Raw genomic sequence first — 18,683 nt, 5'->3', positions numbered from 1 at the left:
AAACCGCCTGATGAAGATTACTCGCATCACCGCCTGGGAAGTCCCGCTGACCTCGCATGAAACCTATTACATGGCTGAGGGCAAGACCTGCGATACGACGGTATCAGTGGTTGTCCGTCTGGATACCGATACCGGCGCATCGGGCTGGGGAGAGGTTTGTCCGATCCCGCACTATTTACCCGCCTATGCTAAGGGCGTGGTTCCGGCGCTTGAGGAAATGGCATCTGTTCTTATCGGCGCTAACCCCGTTGGCCCCGAAGCCCTGATGGAGCGCCTCAACAAGCATCTGATCGGGCATGGCTACGCCAAGTCAGCGATCGATACAGCGCTCTGGGATCTGACAGCGCAGACAGCCGACCTGCCGCTTTATGCTTTGCTGGGTGGGCGGGCGGTTGCGGATATACCGCTGTATCACTCAATCACCTGTATCGCGCCGGATGAAATGGCGCACATGGCGCGCGATGCCTTTGATCAGGGCATGCGACAGTTTCAGGTGAAGCTGGGCGCGGACAACAACTGGGAAGCCGACGTTGCTCGTTTGATTCAGGTGCGCGAGGCTGTAGGTGATGGCCCGTTGGTTTATGGAGACTGGAATTGCGGGTCAGATACGCTGACCGCTACACGAGTTGGCCGCGCTGTCTCGCATCTGGACATAATGCTGGAACAACCCTGCGCCACGATTGAGGAATGCGCCCATGTCCGCGCCGCGACTGGTCTGCCGATGAAGCTGGACGAAAGCGCCTGTGACATTCATTCGGTTCTGGCAGGACACCGCGCTGGCTGCATGGATGCCGCCGCACTGAAACTGTCGAAGATGGGCGGCCTTTCGACGATGCGTCAAATCCGCGATCTCTGCCTGTCGCTTGGCACGCAGATGTGCATCGAGGACACTTGGGGCAGCGATGTTACGACCGCCGCCTCGCTGCATCTTGCAGCCTCAACCCCAGCGCGCGGCATCATGAATACCTGCGATTTGTCCCACTATGTCAAACCACGTCTCGATCCGAATGCACCTAGCCGCCGGAACGGTCGCATCGCCCCACCCGAAGGCCCCGGCCTTGGCGTGACGCCTGATGCAGACGCTTTGGGCCAGCCAGTAACCATCATCGATTAATCCCAACCCCGCACGCCAAGAGGCCTGTCATGGAAGACTTCAGCAACGCCTATCCTTCACATGATCCCGAGTGGGTCAAAGACATGCATGCGGATCATTATCTGCAAAGCTGGTCGAAACAGGGCAGCCGCCCGCGTGTCATAACCGGCGCTCAGGGCAGCTGGTTCTGGGACAGCGATGGCAAGCGCTACCTCGATTTTCAAAGCCAGCTGGTGAACGCCAATATGGGTCATCAGCACCCCAAGATCGTACAAGCGATTAAGGATCAGGCGGACAAGCTTTGTTATATCGGCCCGGCCATGGGCTCGGATGTTCGATCAGAACTCGCGGCAATCATGACCGAGATCACACCTGCCAACATCTCATCAACCTTTTTTACAACAGGAGGGTCCGCCGCCAATGAAACCGCGATCCGTTTGGCGCGGCATTACACCGGTCGGACAAAGATCATTGCCCGCTACCGTTCCTACCACGGGGCAACCGGTGGCACGCTATCGCTGACTGGCGACCCGCGCCACCATCTGACCCGCGCCGATATGCCGGGCATCGTGCGGATGCTTGATCCTTACGTCTATCGGTTACCAACAGGCCACAAAGACCCGGCCCAGTGCCCGGTCGCCCAAGGCGGGCCGCATCTGGAAGAAATCCTGATGTATGAAAACCCCAACACCGTGGCCGCTGTCATTCTGGAACCTATTGTCGGCACAAACGGGATCATCGTGCCACCCAACGGATATCTGCAATCTATTAAGGCAACCTGCGAGAAATATGGCATCCTACTGATCGCGGATGAGGTCATGGCCGGGTTTGGCCGGACCGGGAAATGGTTCGCTGTGGATCACTGGGGTGTTCAACCGGACATCATCACCTCGGCCAAAGGCATTAACTCGGGCTACGTCCCGCTTGGCACAATGTCCGTCAGTACCGAATTGCATGATTGGCTGCGCGACACCCCGCTACCCGGGGGTCTGACCTATGCTGGCCATCCCCTTGCCTGCGCCTCAGGCGTCGCCGCGATCCGTGCCATGCAGGAAGAAGGCACGCTGGACCATGCCACTGCGATGGGTGAAAAGATGCGCGCAGAGCTGCGCAAGCTGGCAAAGAAACACCCCTCGATCGGGGATATTCGCGGCAAGGGCATGTTCAACGGCATCGAACTGGTCAAGAACCGCGACACTCGCGAACCGCTGGTGCCATTTGCCGCCAAAGGCGAAGACGCCAGACCCATGAGCGAGATGATGAGCTTTGCGATGAACGAAGGCCTCTACCTGTCATTCTTCTCGAACGTGATCCGCCTGACCCCACCGCTCAACATCAGTGAAGACGACCTGATTACAGGGCTGGCGATTCTGGACCGCACCCTCGACATCGCCGACCGGGAGTGTCTCTGAGAACTAGTCGGCGCGAACGCTCGCATCTCGGAAATCCAAAGCCATCACATAGCCCTACGCCGCAGCCTCCGCTCGTTGCGAGTGCAATCACAAAATGAACGCTCTGGTCAGACCCTTCTACGCGTTGCTAACCAAGAAGGCCTGTGCGGCCTTCTGGAAGGAAGGCCAGGCAATCACGGCAGCATATCGGATATTCTGCTAAATCCCGCCAGATCGAAACCAAAGGAAATCGGATCGCCGACCCGGTTTACGCTTTCAATACTCAACAGATTGCCAGCGCGCATCTTTGACATCCAGTCCTGAGAAACAGGAGAACGGGCAAAACAACCCTGTGCTTCGCAGGTTAGAAAATCCAGCCGCGCGATCTCGGCATCATCCACTTTAGCAATCAGCCCTTCAGAGAACAGCAGGCCAAATGGCAGTGTCAGCACCGCTTCGATCTCGTCTCTGCCGGCAGGTTTGACGAACGCAATCGAGGCAAGCCTTTGATTGTTCTCGGTTAAGATAATGGTCTGGGTCATTTCACAAATCAATTCAGTTCCGTTGACCTGATTGCTGCAGTTGACCGACCACAATGGCGCTTCGTTTTCCTGTGCGCCAAGTTGAGTTGTCAAACCGAACGACGCCACCAAAGCGTAGATCCAAGTTTTCATACTGCTGTTCCTCATAAACTAGAATTGTATCCCAAGGCCAATGCCAACCTGCAGGGCTTCGGTTGAGTCTCCAAACATATGGTCCAGGCTCAGGTTGATAAAGCTGCTGTCATCCAAAGCAAACAATCCCAACCGCGCGGACACGACGCCGTGGGCGTCACCGATATAGCTGGTATTCACGAACCCTCCGTCGGCGGCGCTGGCCCCACTGAAGCCAGCGGTTACCGACACCGTGTCGTCAGACGAGAGGATGGCACCGGCGCGCAGGCTCGCACGCAGTTTCTGCGAGGCGCTCAGGATCTGCTCGGTCCCGATCTCAATCGACGGCGTCAGCGAATAGATCATCTCGTTGTCGTCCTGCAAGACGATACCTGACAAAGTGGCATCGCCATTGCTTTCCGTCGCCAACCGCGTCGCATCGATGGCCAGTTCGGGGCGCAGGTACGCTCCACCAGCGCCAAGTCTTTGATCAAACGCCAGGCTGAGCCGCAGGTTCTGGTGGTTCATCTTGTGCTTGATCTCGCTGACACCAACGGTGTCCACAATTGTGCCATTGGGCAAAACGCCCCGGATCCCACCTGCACGGCTTGTATCGTAGTTTGACCAACCTGCCGACAGCATGGCCGCAAACTCCCACGCGCCTGTGTATTTGGTCAGCGATGCACCCAGATTGAACCGATCGCCAGATGCATTGTATTGCGATCCGTTCTGCAGGCTGATCTGGTCGTAGCCCAGGGCAAACCCTGCATACAACTCATCCCCCACCGGCAGACGGACACCCGCCGACCAATTGGTGTTATTAACGTTCAGATCGTTGTAAATCCCGGTCTGCTCGCGGTCGAAGAAATAGCGGCCGCCGGTAAACCAGATACAATTACGCGGATCATCCCCGGCTTGGTAATTGGTGTAGCGTTCGCAGTTTTGCAGCGTATCCGCGAATACCCGCGTGCCATAATACGCATCCACCGCATCTGCGGCGTAGTCCGCTGTCGACAGGCTCTCAATGGCCGCGATCACATCGGCCTCGGATTGCATGTTCCCGATCAGCGCCAAAAGCTCGCCCTGTTCGGACGTTCCCCGCCCGTTCAGTACATCATTGATATAGTCACCGATCGCGGTCTGGTTGGAGTTCATCCTAGGCGTCGAATAGTCTGGTGTGATCACCAGATCGATCGAACTGCCGTCCGACGTCGCCCCGTTCAAACCAATGGAGTAATCCAGAACCACAGTGTCCTGGATGGTCGTGCCAGCATCTGCGGCCGTTCCATCGGGATTGATGATGACAAGCGGCAATGCGCGTTCGAGCGTGTTCAACCGCGGCACCAATGTACCACCAATGGTGGCATCCCCGGTGACATTGATCAGATCGCTGTCTCCACCCGATATGCCAGTGGTTCGGAAATACACGTCGAACGTTGAAGTCGCAGTGCCGCCAAAGGCCAGACTTCCGGTCACGTTCGTGGTCTGGCTGACATTTTCGGTGAAGGAAAAATCATCCGCTTGAACAGCAGCCGTCAGGCCTCCGTCGACGCCCCAATTTGCGCCCAGAACCAAGTTGCCATCCACCTGCATGAGCCCGGCGTCGCCCAGATTCACGGTATCCAATACATAGAAGGTTGCACCATCTTCCACGGTCAGGCCATTCGTCCCGTCACCAAGGTTGAGGTTCCCAAGCGCGCGTCCGGACAGCGTGATTTGTTCATTGCCATCGCCGCCGTTCACCAGTTGGTTATTGCCCGCGATCAGCACCGTGACTTCTGATAGGGTCAGCGTGTTGTCGGTACCTCCTTCGACAATGATCGAGGCAACCGAGTTCGCTTGCCCGGTGCCGCCCATGACAACACCATCGAACCCAAGCATAATCGCGTCTGCACCGTCACGGCCTTCGGATTGTGCAAAGACGCCAATGCCACCGTCGCCGACCGACAAGACATTGCCGGTCAGGGTCATGTCGATAGCACCGCCCGACCCGGCGCCACCTGCGGCACCCCGGAATATGGAATCGACGATGCCGCCACCACCACCCAACGACTGCGCGGCGACACCGATCGCATTCTCTCCGCTGGTGACCGTGTTACCAGTTTGCGAGAACAGAATGTCCCCGCCGTCCCCGCCATTTGCAGCTGACAGATTTACGGTCACCTGGCTGGGGTCCAGGTCTGTCGTGACAAGACCACCGCCGCCACCGATGCTCTGGATCACGAACGCATGCGATCCGGTACCACTTGTGTTTACGTCACCGGTATTGGTGAAATCGACGTTGCCGCCATCTCCAGTTGAATCGTCCTGCGCCCCGAGGGTCACATCGACGCCTCCAAGACCAGCAACGACAGCTTCACCACCGCCCGCGCCGATGCTTTGAACGCTTTGGCCAAAGGACCGGTCACCGCTAGTGAAGACATCTCCATTCAGATCAAGATCGATATCACCGCCGTTGTTGCGGAAGCTTGGATCGGACCCCAGGATTACCGAAGCAAACCTATTGGTATCAGCCGTGCCCGTGCTGTTGAGCACCAGCTTACCGCCGCCGCCGCCAATAGATTGCGCCGTACCTGCCGAGGAAAACGCACCATCTGTGCCGACATCGCCCGTCCGGCTGCCGAACACATCGCCACCTGCTGCATCATTCGTATCAATCGCGCCCAGACGCGCATCAATCTCGATACCGTCGCCATCCTGAAGGCTGATGTTGTTGGCCGATGTGCCACCACCGCCGCCAACACTCTGCAGCATCAGACCTGTCGAGCGGTCGCTGGTGGTCGCTATGCTACCGACGTGCGACTGGGCAACCTGGCTGCCCGCCGTGCCCGAAACATCATCACCGCCCAGCGAGATGTCACTGATATAAACAGTGCCGGTTCCACCCGCGCTTGCCGTCGCAGTCGTAAAGTCGACCGATGTTTCGGAGTTGCCGCCGCCGCCGTTAACGGATTGTGCGAAGATGGCCTCGCTACCAGCACCATTCACCAGAATGTCACCGGTTGAATTGACAGTCGCGGTTCCCACCGATCCGGTAGTCCCTTCTCGCGCGCCCAACACATGAGAGATCGTGTAATCCAGCGCCGAGACCAAGGGCGACGATACCGAATATCCCGCATTACCGCCGCCGCCACCAACGGATTGGGCATAGATACCGAACCCGTTTTCAGCGTTCACGACAATCGTACCGGTATGGTTGACCGTGACATCTCCACCATCCGCCCCGTCGCCACCAGAACCGCCAATGGCGATCTTCGAGTATGACTTGCCGGTCATTGTGTTTTTGAGGTCATTCACATCCATCGCAACGGCCAATCCACCATTGCCACCACCGCCACCAACGGATTGTGCGAAGACACCGTAGGCACCTTCGCCATCAACGCGGATGTCGCCGGTATTGGTGACAACCGAGTTTCCGGCAGCATTGCCACTGCCACCCGAACCACCGATGTTCAACTGCGCGGTCGGAGAGCTGTTGTCCCCCGTCTTCAGCCGCAAAGTCCCTGTGATCGAACTCCCACCGTTGCCGCCGCCGCCACCAACGGATTGAGCAAAGATGCCATGCGCACCTGCACCAATGGTGAGGATCGTACCTGCATTTGTGACGGCCACGTTGCCTCCGGTTCCACCGGAACCACCCGAGCCACCCAGGCCAAACTGCAACGCCCGCCGAGTGCTCGCCTCGGCCCCGCCATAGCGACCATCGACCGAGATTGTCGATCCGCCATTGCCGCCGCCACCGCCGACAGACTGTGCGAAGATACCGTGGCTTTCGGCTCCGCTGGTCACGATCGTACCATCGGCTTCGTTCACAACAGTGGTTGTACTGCCAGAACCACCGGTGCCGCCGGTGCCACCAATAAGGATCGCGTTTGTCGTAGACCCCTCCGAGGACCGGCCCAGAATAATGTTTCGAACCTGCTGTGCATCACCACCGCCACCGCCGACCGATTGCGCGTAGATACCCACCGACTTGTCGCCCGTGGTCAGGATCACGTCCCGGTTGGTCACAGATACCGCCGCCGACATCGCACCCGAGCCGCCGTTGCCGCCGATGGACAATGTCGCGGTGTTTCCAATCTCCTTACGCAGGCTGATGATGCGGTTTTCCACGACACCACCCATGCCGCCGCCGCCTCCGACGGACTGCGCAAAGATACCATGGGCCATGGTGCCTGCAGTGCTGATTATTCCGTCACTCACTACGGTAACGATGTCCGAGGTCATACCGTCCCCACCGGTACCGCCTATGTTGATCGATGCTGTGGTGCCGACTGTGGACGGGTTGACCACAGCTTTGATGGTATCGAGGTTCGATTGTCCGGCCTGTACCATGCCGCCAGTTCCGCCTGCGCCACCGATGGATTGCGCCATCAGCCCAATCGAGCGATCTCCTAACGTTGCGATCTGGGCAGTGTTGGTCACGTCCACCGTGCCACCAACGCCTCCGGTGCCGCCGGTACCACCGATGGACAAGGCAATTGAAGTACCCTTGCCAGCCGAGTTGCTGGCCTTGCCACCATTGCCGCCGCCGCCGCCAACGGACTGGGCAAATACGCCATGTGCGTCATCGCCCTGTGTGACAACAGTGCCCGCCACCACAGAAGTCACATCGCCTGCTGCGCCACCCGTACCGCCTTCAAGCCCGACTGACAGGCTGGCTTTGTTGCCTTTGCTGTCGCCGGATTTCGGGGTGCCGATGCTGACCGAAGTTGATGACGAGTTACCCCCGCCATTGCCGATGGACTGTGCAAAGAAGCCATAAGACCGGTTGCCCGTCGTGCTGATCGCGCCGTTCGAGCTGGCATAGACGTCCCCACCGCTGCCCCCGGTTCCACCCGTGCGGCCGATCTGGATGTTTACATTGCCGCCATCAACCGACGTTGATGCCGAATTGTAGCCAGCATTGCCGCCGCCGCCGCCAACTGACTGCGCAAACAGACCATGGGAATCTGCGCCCGAGGTCGCGAGGTCGCCTGTATTGCGCACATCCACCGAACCACCGATGCCGCCCTCACCCGTGCCGCCGCCAATAGCCAAGCCAAAGCCTTTGTTGGTCGCGTCGGAGGCAAGCTCATAGGTCATGCCGAGGTTCAAGGCGGCGTTGCCGCCGCCACCGCCGATGGATTGCCCAAACACACCGTGGCTGCCATCTTGCAAGGTGACGATATCACCATAGTGGTCAACATCGACCTCGCCACCGTCCCCTGCCGTACCTGCATCGCCACCGATGGCAACCACCGCCGACACTCCGGTTTTGTTGCCCGAGGAATCTGCAGGGTTCACCTTGCCTTCAAGCTCATCCAAAACCGCGTTGTAGTTGGCGATGACCGAGTCATCGACGCCGGTATTGGTCGGTGTCTTGCGATCCGTGGAATCGCCGGTGCCGCCGTTACTTTGATTGCCGGTGGTCTTGCTGATACCCACAACTGCGTTGATCCCGGCATCGCCGCCGCCGCCGCCAATGCTCGACGCCTCGATACCGTGCGATCCAACGCCATCGGTCGTGATTGTCCCCGCAGCAAGGGCCGCTGTGCCACGCGCGACGGTCACGTCACCCGCATCGCCGCCACCGCCGCCAAAGCCGCCGATCCCCATCGCGATCGGTGAGCTGTCCTTAGTACCAACAAAGGTTGCATTGATGCCGCCAGTGCCACCGCCGCCGCCGATGCTCTGGGCAAAGATTCCGCGCGCGTGATAGCCATTTGTTGCGATGTTGCCGGTCTGAGTGACCGACACGTCACCCGCATCCGCACCAGTACCTCCGTGGCCGCCAAGGCCGCCCACAATGCTCAGATCCGTTTTGCCGTCCGAGTTGTTGGAGTCGCCATAGTTCAGCTGCCCGGTCACGTTCAAAGCACCGTTGCCACCGCCGCCTGCGATCGACTGGGCCAAAACTCCATGTTTCCAGTTGCCGGCGACTGACACAGTTCCCGCGTGATTGACGCCCACATTGCCCGAGACATTGCCGTCACCGCCAAAGCCTCCGACGCCAAACGTAACCGAAGGGATCTTGCCATCTTTGCTGAGCGCAATACCGCCCGAGACATTCAGACCGCCATTGCCGCCGCCTCCGCCGATGGACTGTGCCAGCAGACCCGCCGAGCCATCGGTATCGGGTTTTTCTTCGTTGAAGACACCCATGTCGATGAACAGGCGTTCCAACCCGAAGTTCGACGCCAATTCCTCGGTCTCATCTACGATCGAGTCGCCCAGGAAATCGCGCAGTTTGTCTTCGAAGGTCGTTGTGTTGGGGCTCGATATATCGTCCGGGTTCGTTGTAACCGTAATATCCGCTTGCGAGGTGACCGTGACGTCTCCGGCCTGGCCGCCATCGCCTGCGAAACCACCGACGCCCACGATCAGAGAGCTGTCGGATACGATCCCGCCTGACACGTTCAGACCACCGTTGCCACCGCCGCCGCCAACGGATTGGGCCAGCAGGCCGGATTGGCCAGTGCCGTGAGCTGTGATCGTACTGCCTGCGCCAATGTTCACATCGACATTTCCGGCGTCTCCACCGCCGCCACCAAAGCCCCCGACGCCCACGACAACCGCGTAGGATTTGCTGCTATCTGTCTGGCCTGCGCCGGGTTTGCCGCTGATCGCGAGGCCGCCCGAGACGTTCGTACCACCGTCACCGCCGCCGCCGCCAAGCGACTGAGCAATGATGCCACTGGCTCCTTTGCTTTCATCAACAGCGAATGTTCCATCCGGTTGCTCGACCATCGGAACGGCCTGCACATTGCCGGTATAGTCCAGATCGACGTCACTTGCGTCACCGCCAGCCCCGCCAAAGCCGCCAACACCCGCTGAAACCGAAAAGATCGTGTCCGACCCCGATGGTTTAGTCAGCGCCAGAGTGCCCGAAATATTCACGCCCCCGGTGCCGCCACCGCCACCAAGGCTTTGCGCAAACAGACCATGTGATCCGTCGCCCGCCGTCACTACATCGCTTTGAACATCCAACGTGACCGCATCGGCATTGCCACCACCGCCACCAAAGCCACCAAGTCCCAGGGCAACCGCTGCACCGGATTTGCCGGTGAGATTGACAGCGCCAGAAACGTTCAGACCGCCGTTACCGCCGCCGCCGCCGACCGACTGGGCCATGACACCAATACTGTCTACGCCAGTGGTTACCACCGAAGTTGTGCCACTGCTGTCCGTTCTTGAGCGCAATGTGCTGTTCACTTCACCAGCGTTACCCGCCCCGCCACCGAAGCCGCCAACGCCCAGACTGACCGAGCCGCCATTTTCCTGGCTGATACCCAACGAGGCCGAGATATTAGTGCCGCCGTTGCCACCACCGCCGCCAAGGCTCTGTGCCAGGATCCCGGTGCTGCGATCACCTGTTGTGGTTACTCCCCCGGTGATTGTCGATTGCACCAAAGCTCCGGCATCAGCGCCGCCGCCGCCAAAACCGCCCACACCGATTCCGACCGCCGCATTGGCTGATCGGGACAGAGACAACGCTGCCGAGATGTTGGTGCCGCCGTTGCCACCACCGCCGCCGAGGCTTTGCGTCAGAATGCCGACCGAGTCATCACCGGTTGTCATGACATCTCCGGTGACCCGCTGCGTGACGTTATCTGCCGCACCACCATCCCCGCCAAAGCCGCCGACGCCGATTCCCAAACCGCCGGAATAGTTGCTGGCTACAGAAATGGCCCCGGAAATGTTTGTGGCGCCATTGCCGCCACCTCCGCCAAGGCTTTGTGCGATAATACCTGCCGACCGCGGACCCGAGGTGCTCACATTGCCCGAGAACGTGTTGTCGACTACCCCGCTGGTCCCGCCACTGCCGCCGAAGCCGCCCACGCCGATACCTGCCGCACCCGATCCAGTGCGTGCGATGCTCAGAGCGCCCGATATGTTGACGCCGCCATTACCGCCGCCGCCGCCAACGGATTGGACCAGAACGCCCGTCGCGTTCTCACCACTTGTAGTGACATCGCCGGTGACCGACCCCGTCGCCGCGCTCGCAGCACCGCCATCGCCACCCGAGCCACCGATGCCAACCCCAACGGCGCCGCCTCCGGTGCCCGAGATGTTCACGGCGGCTGATACATTCAGCCCACCATTGCCACCGCCGCCTGCAGCAGATTGCACCAAAACGCCGCCTGAATTGTCTCCTGAAGTGGTGACATTGCCCACGACCGTGCCTTCGGCCGTATCCGCATCGCCCCCGTCGCCACCGCTGCCGCCAAGACCGACAGACGCACCGCCGCTGCCGGTTCCGGCAACAGTGACTGTGGCGGAAACATTCATGCCTCCATTGCCACCACCGCCGCCAAGGCTCTGCACGATCACCCCGCCGGATTCATCGCCTTGTGTCGAAACGTTGCCGTTCAATGTGGCTTCAACTGTGCCTCCGTTGCCACCGGTGCCGGACGCGCCGCCAAGGCCTACTGACGCGCCACCTGATCCGGTGCCCGCCGCGGCCACTGCGACCGAGACGTTCATGCCACCATTACCGCCGCCACCGCCGACAGATTGTGCCAAGAGACCGCTGGAGGTTTCACCTTGCGTGATCAGATTCCCGGTTACATTCGCCGTGACCGCCGAGGCGTCACCGCCGCCAGTTCCACGACCGCCCAAGCCAACTGCCGCAGCGCCAGAACCCGTACCTGCGCCACCGATGGAAGCAGAAACGTTGAACCCGCCATTGCCGCCGCCGCCGCCGATTGATTGCGCCACAACTGCGCTGGATTGCGCACCTTCGGTTTGAACACTATTGGCAACCGTCAGGCCAACAACACCCCCCGTGCCGCCACTGCCACCGGACCCACCCAGGCCAACGCTGATCGCGCCCGATCCGGTGCCGGCCCCAGCCAAAGCCGGTGAGACATTGAAGCCACCATTACCACCGCCGCCACCAACGGACTGCGCGAGTATACCCACCGAAGCACCCCCTCGGGTCACCACGTTAGCTGTTGTGCTGGCCGTCACCAAACTGCCGTCACCCCCGGCGGACCCTGAGCCGCCCAGACCAACCGAAACCGATCCCGCACCCGTTCCAGCCCCGGACACGGTGGGCGAGACATTGAACCCGCCGTTACCACCGCCACCGCCAAGCGACTGCGCAACAAACCCGCTTGAGGCGAAGCCATCCGTCATGATGGTGCCATTCGAGGTCAGCGTGACAATGCCGCCATTGCCGCCGGTATCACCTGAACCACCCAGTCCTACACTCACCGCACCACTGGCTGTACCTGCACCCGACAGAACCGGGGCTACGTTGAACCCACCATTGCCGCCTCCGCCACCGATGGATTGCGCTACGACGCCCGAGGACTGATCCCCCTGCGTTTCAACCGCATTGTTCGATGTGGCATCGACCGTGCTGCCATCGCCTCCACCGCCGCCGTTGCCACCCAATCCGACCGAGACGCCAGCCCCTGCAGTGCCCGATCCCTGAACCGATGCGCTGACGTTAAACCCGCCGTTACCTCCGCCACCGCCGATGGACTGCGCGAGGAATGCTGTCGCCGAGTCGCCTTGCGTCAGAATTGTCCCACTGGATCTTAGCGTAACCGACCCGCCATTACCGCCACCTGCGCCCGTTCCACCAAGCCCGACGCTGACCGCACCGCTTGCAGTACCTGCACCGGCGCCGGTCCCCGAGATATTAAACCCACCATTGCCGCCACCACCGCCGATGGATTGGGCGACGACGCCTGAAGAACGGTCCCCGACAGTTACAATCGTATTTGTAGTCGTCAGATTGACTGTGCCACCCGTCGAGCCCGTACCTGCGTCGCCGCCAAGGCCAACTGAAACTGCACCGCTCGCAACCCCAGCCCCTGCAAGTGACGCGCTAACATTAAAAGCACCATTGCCACCGCCGCCGCCAACGGACTGTGCCAGAACGGCAGTTGAGTCCGCGCCGCCGGTGCTTACGGTGCCTGTGACTCGACCTGTCACCGATTGACCGATTCCACCTCCTGAGCCGTCGCCACCAAGGCCTACGGTGACGGCACCGCCACCTGCCCCCGCACCGGCAACACCGGCCGTCACGTTGAAGCCACCATTGCCACCACCGCCGCCGATGGATTGGAAAACTACGCCGCCTGAACCTTCGGACACTGTTGTGACGTTTCCTGCAACCTGACCTTCAACCACGCCGCCATTGCCGCCTGTATCGCCGTTGCCGCCGAGCCCGACGCCAATTGACCCAGCACCGGCTCCTGCCGCTGCCACTCCGGCGGTGACATTGAAACCACCATTACCACCGCCACCGCCGATGGATTGAATAACGACAGCCGTCGAGCGTGCACCTTCGGTCCGAACGTCGCCGTTGACGCGCACGCCGGTTACCGTACCGCCTATGCCGCCGCTGCCTCCGTCGCCGCCAAGTCCGACTCCAATCGTTCCGGCACCGCCACCGCCGGCCGCCAAGCCAGCAGCGACGCTGAAGCCGCCATTGCCACCGCCACCGCCGATGGATTGCACCACGACCGCACCGGCATCGTCCCCACGGGTTGTGACATCCGCATCAACTTGGGCCGTCACTGTACCGCCCGCACCTCCACCGCCAGCTTTACCGCCGAGGCCTACACTGATAGACCCGGCAGCGCCGCCCGCAATATCGGCACTGGCACCGATGGCATAACCACCATTACCACCGCCGCCGCCAACGGATTGCGCAACGACACCGCTGGAGAATGCGCCACTGGTTTCGATTGAGGTCCCACCGGCACGCAAAGTGACGTTGCCACCGATACCGGCACCACCACCATCTCCGCCGACACCAACGTTGATCCCGACCGCAGCGCCTCCGCTTGCGCTGATACCGGCCGCGATGCTTCCACCACCATTACCGCCACCGCCGCCAACGGATTGCGCGATAATCGCGCTGGAGCTTGTGCCAGTCGTGGTCACGTCAGCATTGGTATAGACCTGAACAAGTCCACCATTGCCCGCACTGCCGGCCTTGCCGCCAATTCCAACTGATACGTTGCCCGAAAACAGAGCCGAGGCGCCACCGGTCGCAGCGACCGCCAAACCACCATTGCCACCACCCCCGCCGACGGACTGGAACAGCATGCCTGTCGATCGGTTTCCGGTCGTGACGACAGTGCCTTCAAACCCAGCTGCTGTTGCGACGCCACCACCATCGAACTGGCCAACCGTGACCGGACCACCCGTGCCGCCCGTACCACCGTCACCGCCAACCCCAACAGCCAGCGAACCCGATACCGGACCTCCAGAGGCTGCGACAGATACCGCATAGCCACCATTGCCGCCGCCACCGCCAACAGATTGCAGCATCACCCCAACCGAGTCGTCGCCTCCGGTCTGCACCGAAGCTGAACCGCTGCCGCTAAGCGTGACCGTCCCACCGTTGCCACCATTGCCAGCGGACCCACCAACCGAGACCGATGCCGCGCCAAATGCGCCAACCGCAACCGAGACCGCTCCGCCACCGTTGCCGCCACCGCCGCCGACGGATTGTGCAAATACACCTGCCGAGCGCGCGCCCGAAGTCCGGATAGCCGACGGCTGGCTGCCATCGGTGTTGGATAAGGTTACGTTGACATTGCCACCGGTCCCTCCGGCCCCGCCATCACCACCGATGGCTACCCCGACAAACGCACCTACCGAACCGGACGAACCACCATTGCCGCCACCGCCACCAATCGACTGGGCCAGAATACCCATCGCATCATCACCCGAAGTGGTGATGATCCCGTCATTCACGATCGTCACAGTGGACCCGCTGCCACCGCCGCTGCCATTGCCACCGACCGAGACCATTCCGCCGGACGAGCCGCCGTCACCGCCACCGCCGCCGATGGATTGCGCGATAATCCCGCGGGCGTTGTCGTCTTCGGTTACAATACGCCCGTAGTTGCTGACGCTCACCGCAGCGCCCGTTCCACCCCGAGACCCTGTGCCACCAATCGCAACAAGCCCATATGAATTTGCACCGGTTCCGCCGCTGCCGCCGATGGATTGCGCCATGACACCGTCAGCCCCAATGCCCGAAGTCAGGATGCTTCCCGAACCTTGCACAGTGACATTCACCGCGTCCCCGCTACCGCCGTTCGAGCCCACACCACCAAGAGAAAGTGATACCAGACCGCCTGCAGTTCCGCCCGAACCACCGCCGCCGCCGATGGACTGGGCAACAATACCGCGCGCGAAATCACCTTGTGTTTCAATCGCGCCACCATGCGAGACGTTAACCCTGCCTCCATTTCCGCCATTATCGGCCCCGCCAATGAGCGAAACCAACAAGTTGCCACTTGTCCCCGCTGCCCCCCCCGAACCGCCGATGGATTGGGCGTAAATACCGTTCGCATAGTCGCCGGTCGTCAAGATGCTACCGCTTGAGGTCGTGTTTACCGTTACGGTGCCACCGCTACCGCCATAGCCTCCGTTACCGGACGAGCCAACCAGCCCCCATTGTGACCCACCATTACCGCCGTTGTTCGAAACGCTCAGCGCATAGATGCCATCAGCCGAGTCGCCGGACGTAGAAATGTCACCCCGCTGCGTAATGGTTACATCGCCACCATCTGCCGAGTGGCCACCGGTGCCCCCACCCGGAGCCGCGAAGCCGCTGCCACCATCACCAGCCTCGCCGCTGCGGCTGAACGCAAATATACCGTCATAGCCGTCGCCCGATGTCTGGATCGTGCTGCTGGAGGATTGTGTTGCGTTTACCGTGCCGCCTTCCCCGCCGTCGCCGCCATCGCGCCCGTCCCAAAAGCTCAGGTACGAGTCGCCGCCCTGACCACCGTCACCGCCAACGCTACCCACTTGCCAACCGACATTGCTGGTTGCGTTGACATTCCCGCTCAGGGTTTGTGTCTGGGTTGGGCCATCGGCACCGTTTCCACCTGAACTTGGTGGCACAACAAGCGCACCATCGCGCCCATTGCTGCCATCTCGCCCGTAAACGACCTGGCTCACACCGTTGGGTCCGGAGACGTTCACCGGCGGGGTGACAGAGCCAGGAGTACCCGAACTGTTGAAGTTGCTGTTGTACTGAGACAGGGTCAGCTGGGTGGACAAGCTGGCCGTTCCGGTCGCACCAGAATTACTGATCTGAGCCGTTGTTCCCGTTATGGATACAATCTCAAATGCCAGTGGAGGATTGTCGGAGTTATAAATTGTATCGCCGGCATCTTTGACGAGAAACACATAGCCATCCGCCGTCTCAACAAAAGCCGTCGTCCCGGCTGTAGGTGTTGAAGCGGGATCCACGATCAGTGCAGTGACTGTCGTATCCAGACCAGTCACAGGGTTGTTAACAGTGTCTCCAACAATTGAATCTGCAGTCGGCGCGGCAAGCAAAGGTGTTGAATTAAATAGAAAAATAGAAAGCGCAAACAGCAGGTTTGAAAACTTTGACACCTTGAGACCCTACAACCCAATTCACCAGCACAGAAGGCAAAGAAGAGCAGCACCCAAAAGCAACACATTGCTTTTGGGAATTTCCCCATCACCACCTAAAGAAAGATATGCGCAAGTTTAAGGAGAGTGGATTTCTTAAATTTGTCTAAAACTGGATTTGGTTAAAATAGTGCTAAAATGCCACAACCTGGGTTCATCCCTATGGCTGGATCAGTTCGGCTGAGTTGGTTTAGGTTCACACAACTTTTCGAAAAAATGAAAGAGCACACTATGAAGGCTGTCCTGTTCGAGAAGTTCCAACAAACCCCCAAGGTTGTCACTGTCGACGACCCTGCACCCGATATTCATGGCGTTGTTCTGAAGGTCGAAGCCACCGGCGTTTGTCGCAGCGATTGGCACGGGTGGATGGGGCATGACAGTGATATCGAGCTGCCTCACATACCCGGTCATGAGTTGGCTGGCGTGGTCGAAGCCGTCGGACGGGATGTAAAGAACTGGAAAGTTGGCGACAAGGTAACCGTGCCTTTCGTCTGCGGCTGCGGAACGTGCAGCGAATGTCACGCAGGGCATCAGCAAGTCTGTCTGTATCAAGAGCAACCCGGCTTTACCCATTGGGGCAGTTTCGCGGAATATGTGCCAATTCATCAGGCTGACCTTAATTTGGTCGCGCTGCCTGAAACCATGGAATTTGCAACCGCCGCCAGCCTTGGCTGCAGGTTTGCCACTTCATTCCGCGCGGTCGTCGATCAGGGAAGGGTCTCGGCCGGTCAATGGGTTGCCGTGCATGGCTGCGGTGGGGTCGGTCTGTCAGCCGTTATGATTGCTGCCGCCGTCGGGGCCAATGTCATCGGGGTTGATCTAGACGAAGCCAGACTCGAACTTGCGCAAGAACTGGGTGCAGTTGCGACCATTAACGGTACAGATGCTGATGTTCCCGAAGCGATCCGCGAAATCACCAAAGGCGGCTCCCATGTGTCAATCGACGCATTGGGTCATCCCGTCACTATGACCAACTCAATCCTCTGCCTGCGTCCGCGCGGCAAGCACATTCAGGTCGGTCTGATGCTGGGTGATCACGCTTCGCCAGCAGTACCCATGCCAAAGATCGTAGGACAAGAGATCGAATTGCTTGGTTCGCACGGGATGCAGGCGCATCGCTATGGCGCGATGCTCGACATGATTAAAAATGGCAAGTTGGATCCGGCCCGGTTGGTGGGGGAAAAAATCAGCCTGGAAGACGCGCCCAAGGCCTTGATAGGGATGGATAAGTTTACCTCAATCGGTGCGACGGTCATCACAAGGTTCTGAGTCACAAACAGGATCCGCCCCGTGCGAAAATGGCGCCACTAAACGGCGATTTCAAAATGCATCACTCAATTGGCAAGTTCTGTTGGTATCGCTGAAAAATGGGCATCGCCTGATCCCAAAAGGTACTTTCGGACCGCCAGGTCGATTGATTTACTCTGTTCTGAATAGACACCGCAGGCTGTGAGCGCTTCACGGGCGGTAATGCGCTCATCAAGCCGTTTCCAGATTGTTTTCGCCGCATAAGGGTGTGGAAACGGCCGCCAAGCCACACCCATTGTCATGCCACGCAAGTATTTTAGCTGTTGGCGATGCGCGGAATAAAGGATGGTCTGCGCAATGCTTCCTTCCTTGCCGCTTTCATGTTCGGTGGCGAAGATCCTGTTACCGCGCAGGGCAACCAGCCCTTCGTAGCGCGAAATCTGCCGAACGCTTTTGTCCGGGGACGTGGCGTTTTCGTGCGAGCGGATCGTCACGACGCCATCCACCTCCTTAAGTCGGATCAGAGAACAAAAAATGCGCCCCTGCCAAGACGGGGTGCAAAAGAAAGAATGATAGAAGCCCACATAGCGTCTGAGATTCTTCACCTGATCACTGTACGGCTTAACAAACAAGCTGGCAGGAGTTTCTTTCCGACGGACGATCGAGTCTTTCAATGTTTCTTCAAAATCCGCCCGAGGCGCAAAAAGCTGCGCCTCAGGCAGATCGAAATACCGAGCGATACGGCGCAGGTTGTGGGCTGATGGCAAGCTTTCGCCGTTGAGGTAGCGATTAAACTGCTGCCTGTTCAGGCCGATTTCTCGACAGACCTGCGAGATATTGCCTCGCTCGGCGCACAAAGACCGTAAATTTGCGGAAAAACTTTCGGACATAAGC

6 protein-coding genes are annotated in these 18,683 nt (G+C 59.7%); 3 read left to right on the top strand and 3 right to left on the bottom strand.

Features of this window, described 5'->3' with window-relative positions:
• Positions 1–10: 10 nt before the first annotated feature.
• A complete protein-coding gene (locus ACR0MJ_RS10125; protein ID WP_480760873.1) occupies positions 11–1,114 on the top strand; it encodes a mandelate racemase/muconate lactonizing enzyme family protein in 1,104 nt (367 codons plus the stop codon).
• Between the two features lie 29 nt (positions 1,115–1,143).
• Positions 1,144–2,505: an aminotransferase class III-fold pyridoxal phosphate-dependent enzyme gene (locus ACR0MJ_RS10120; protein ID WP_480760872.1), complete on the top strand. Its 1,362-nt coding sequence runs from the start codon at positions 1,144–1,146 to the stop codon at positions 2,503–2,505.
• 173 nt (positions 2,506–2,678) lie between these two features.
• Here the strand turns inward: ACR0MJ_RS10120 and ACR0MJ_RS10115 are convergent, their stop codons facing one another.
• Positions 2,679–3,158: an invasion associated locus B family protein gene (locus tag ACR0MJ_RS10115; protein WP_170407630.1), complete on the bottom strand. Its 480-nt coding sequence runs from the start codon at positions 3,156–3,158 to the stop codon at positions 2,679–2,681.
• A gap of 18 nt (positions 3,159–3,176) precedes the next feature.
• Positions 3,177–16,502 (bottom strand): hypothetical protein, encoded by a 13,326-nt coding sequence (locus ACR0MJ_RS10110; RefSeq protein WP_480760871.1) that lies wholly within the window; start codon positions 16,500–16,502, stop codon positions 3,177–3,179.
• Positions 16,503–16,772: 270 nt separating this feature from the next.
• Between ACR0MJ_RS10110 and ACR0MJ_RS10105 the strand changes: the two genes are divergently transcribed.
• Complete coding sequence (locus tag ACR0MJ_RS10105) at positions 16,773–17,810, top strand: zinc-dependent alcohol dehydrogenase family protein (protein WP_480591661.1); 1,038 nt, start codon at positions 16,773–16,775, stop codon at positions 17,808–17,810.
• 65 nt (positions 17,811–17,875) lie between these two features.
• Here ACR0MJ_RS10105 and ACR0MJ_RS10100 read toward each other — a convergent pair whose 3' ends face one another.
• The gene (locus tag ACR0MJ_RS10100; RefSeq protein ID WP_170635892.1) at positions 17,876–18,679 is read right to left on the bottom strand and encodes a helix-turn-helix domain-containing protein; all 804 of its coding nucleotides are present in this window, start codon (positions 18,677–18,679) and stop codon (positions 17,876–17,878) included.
• Positions 18,680–18,683: the final 4 nt, after the last annotated feature.

The organism is Ruegeria sp. C6 (genome assembly GCF_056537625.1).
Note: the sequence above shows the minus strand (reverse complement) of the source record. Positions and strands in the feature narration are given on the sequence as shown.

Bases quoted from the DNA above. Each gene is read 5' to 3' on its own strand.
- ACR0MJ_RS10125 (WP_480760873.1), top strand. From the start codon at position 11: ATGAAGATTACTCGCATCACCGCCTGGGAAGTCCCGCTGACCTCGCAT.
- ACR0MJ_RS10120 (WP_480760872.1), top strand. From the start codon at position 1,144: ATGGAAGACTTCAGCAACGCCTATCCTTCACATGATCCCGAGTGGGTC.
- ACR0MJ_RS10115 (WP_170407630.1), bottom strand. From the start codon at position 3,158: ATGAAAACTTGGATCTACGCTTTGGTGGCGTCGTTCGGTTTGACAACT.
- ACR0MJ_RS10105 (WP_480591661.1), top strand. From the start codon at position 16,773: ATGAAGGCTGTCCTGTTCGAGAAGTTCCAACAAACCCCCAAGGTTGTC.
- ACR0MJ_RS10100 (WP_170635892.1), bottom strand. From the start codon at position 18,679: ATGTCCGAAAGTTTTTCCGCAAATTTACGGTCTTTGTGCGCCGAGCGA.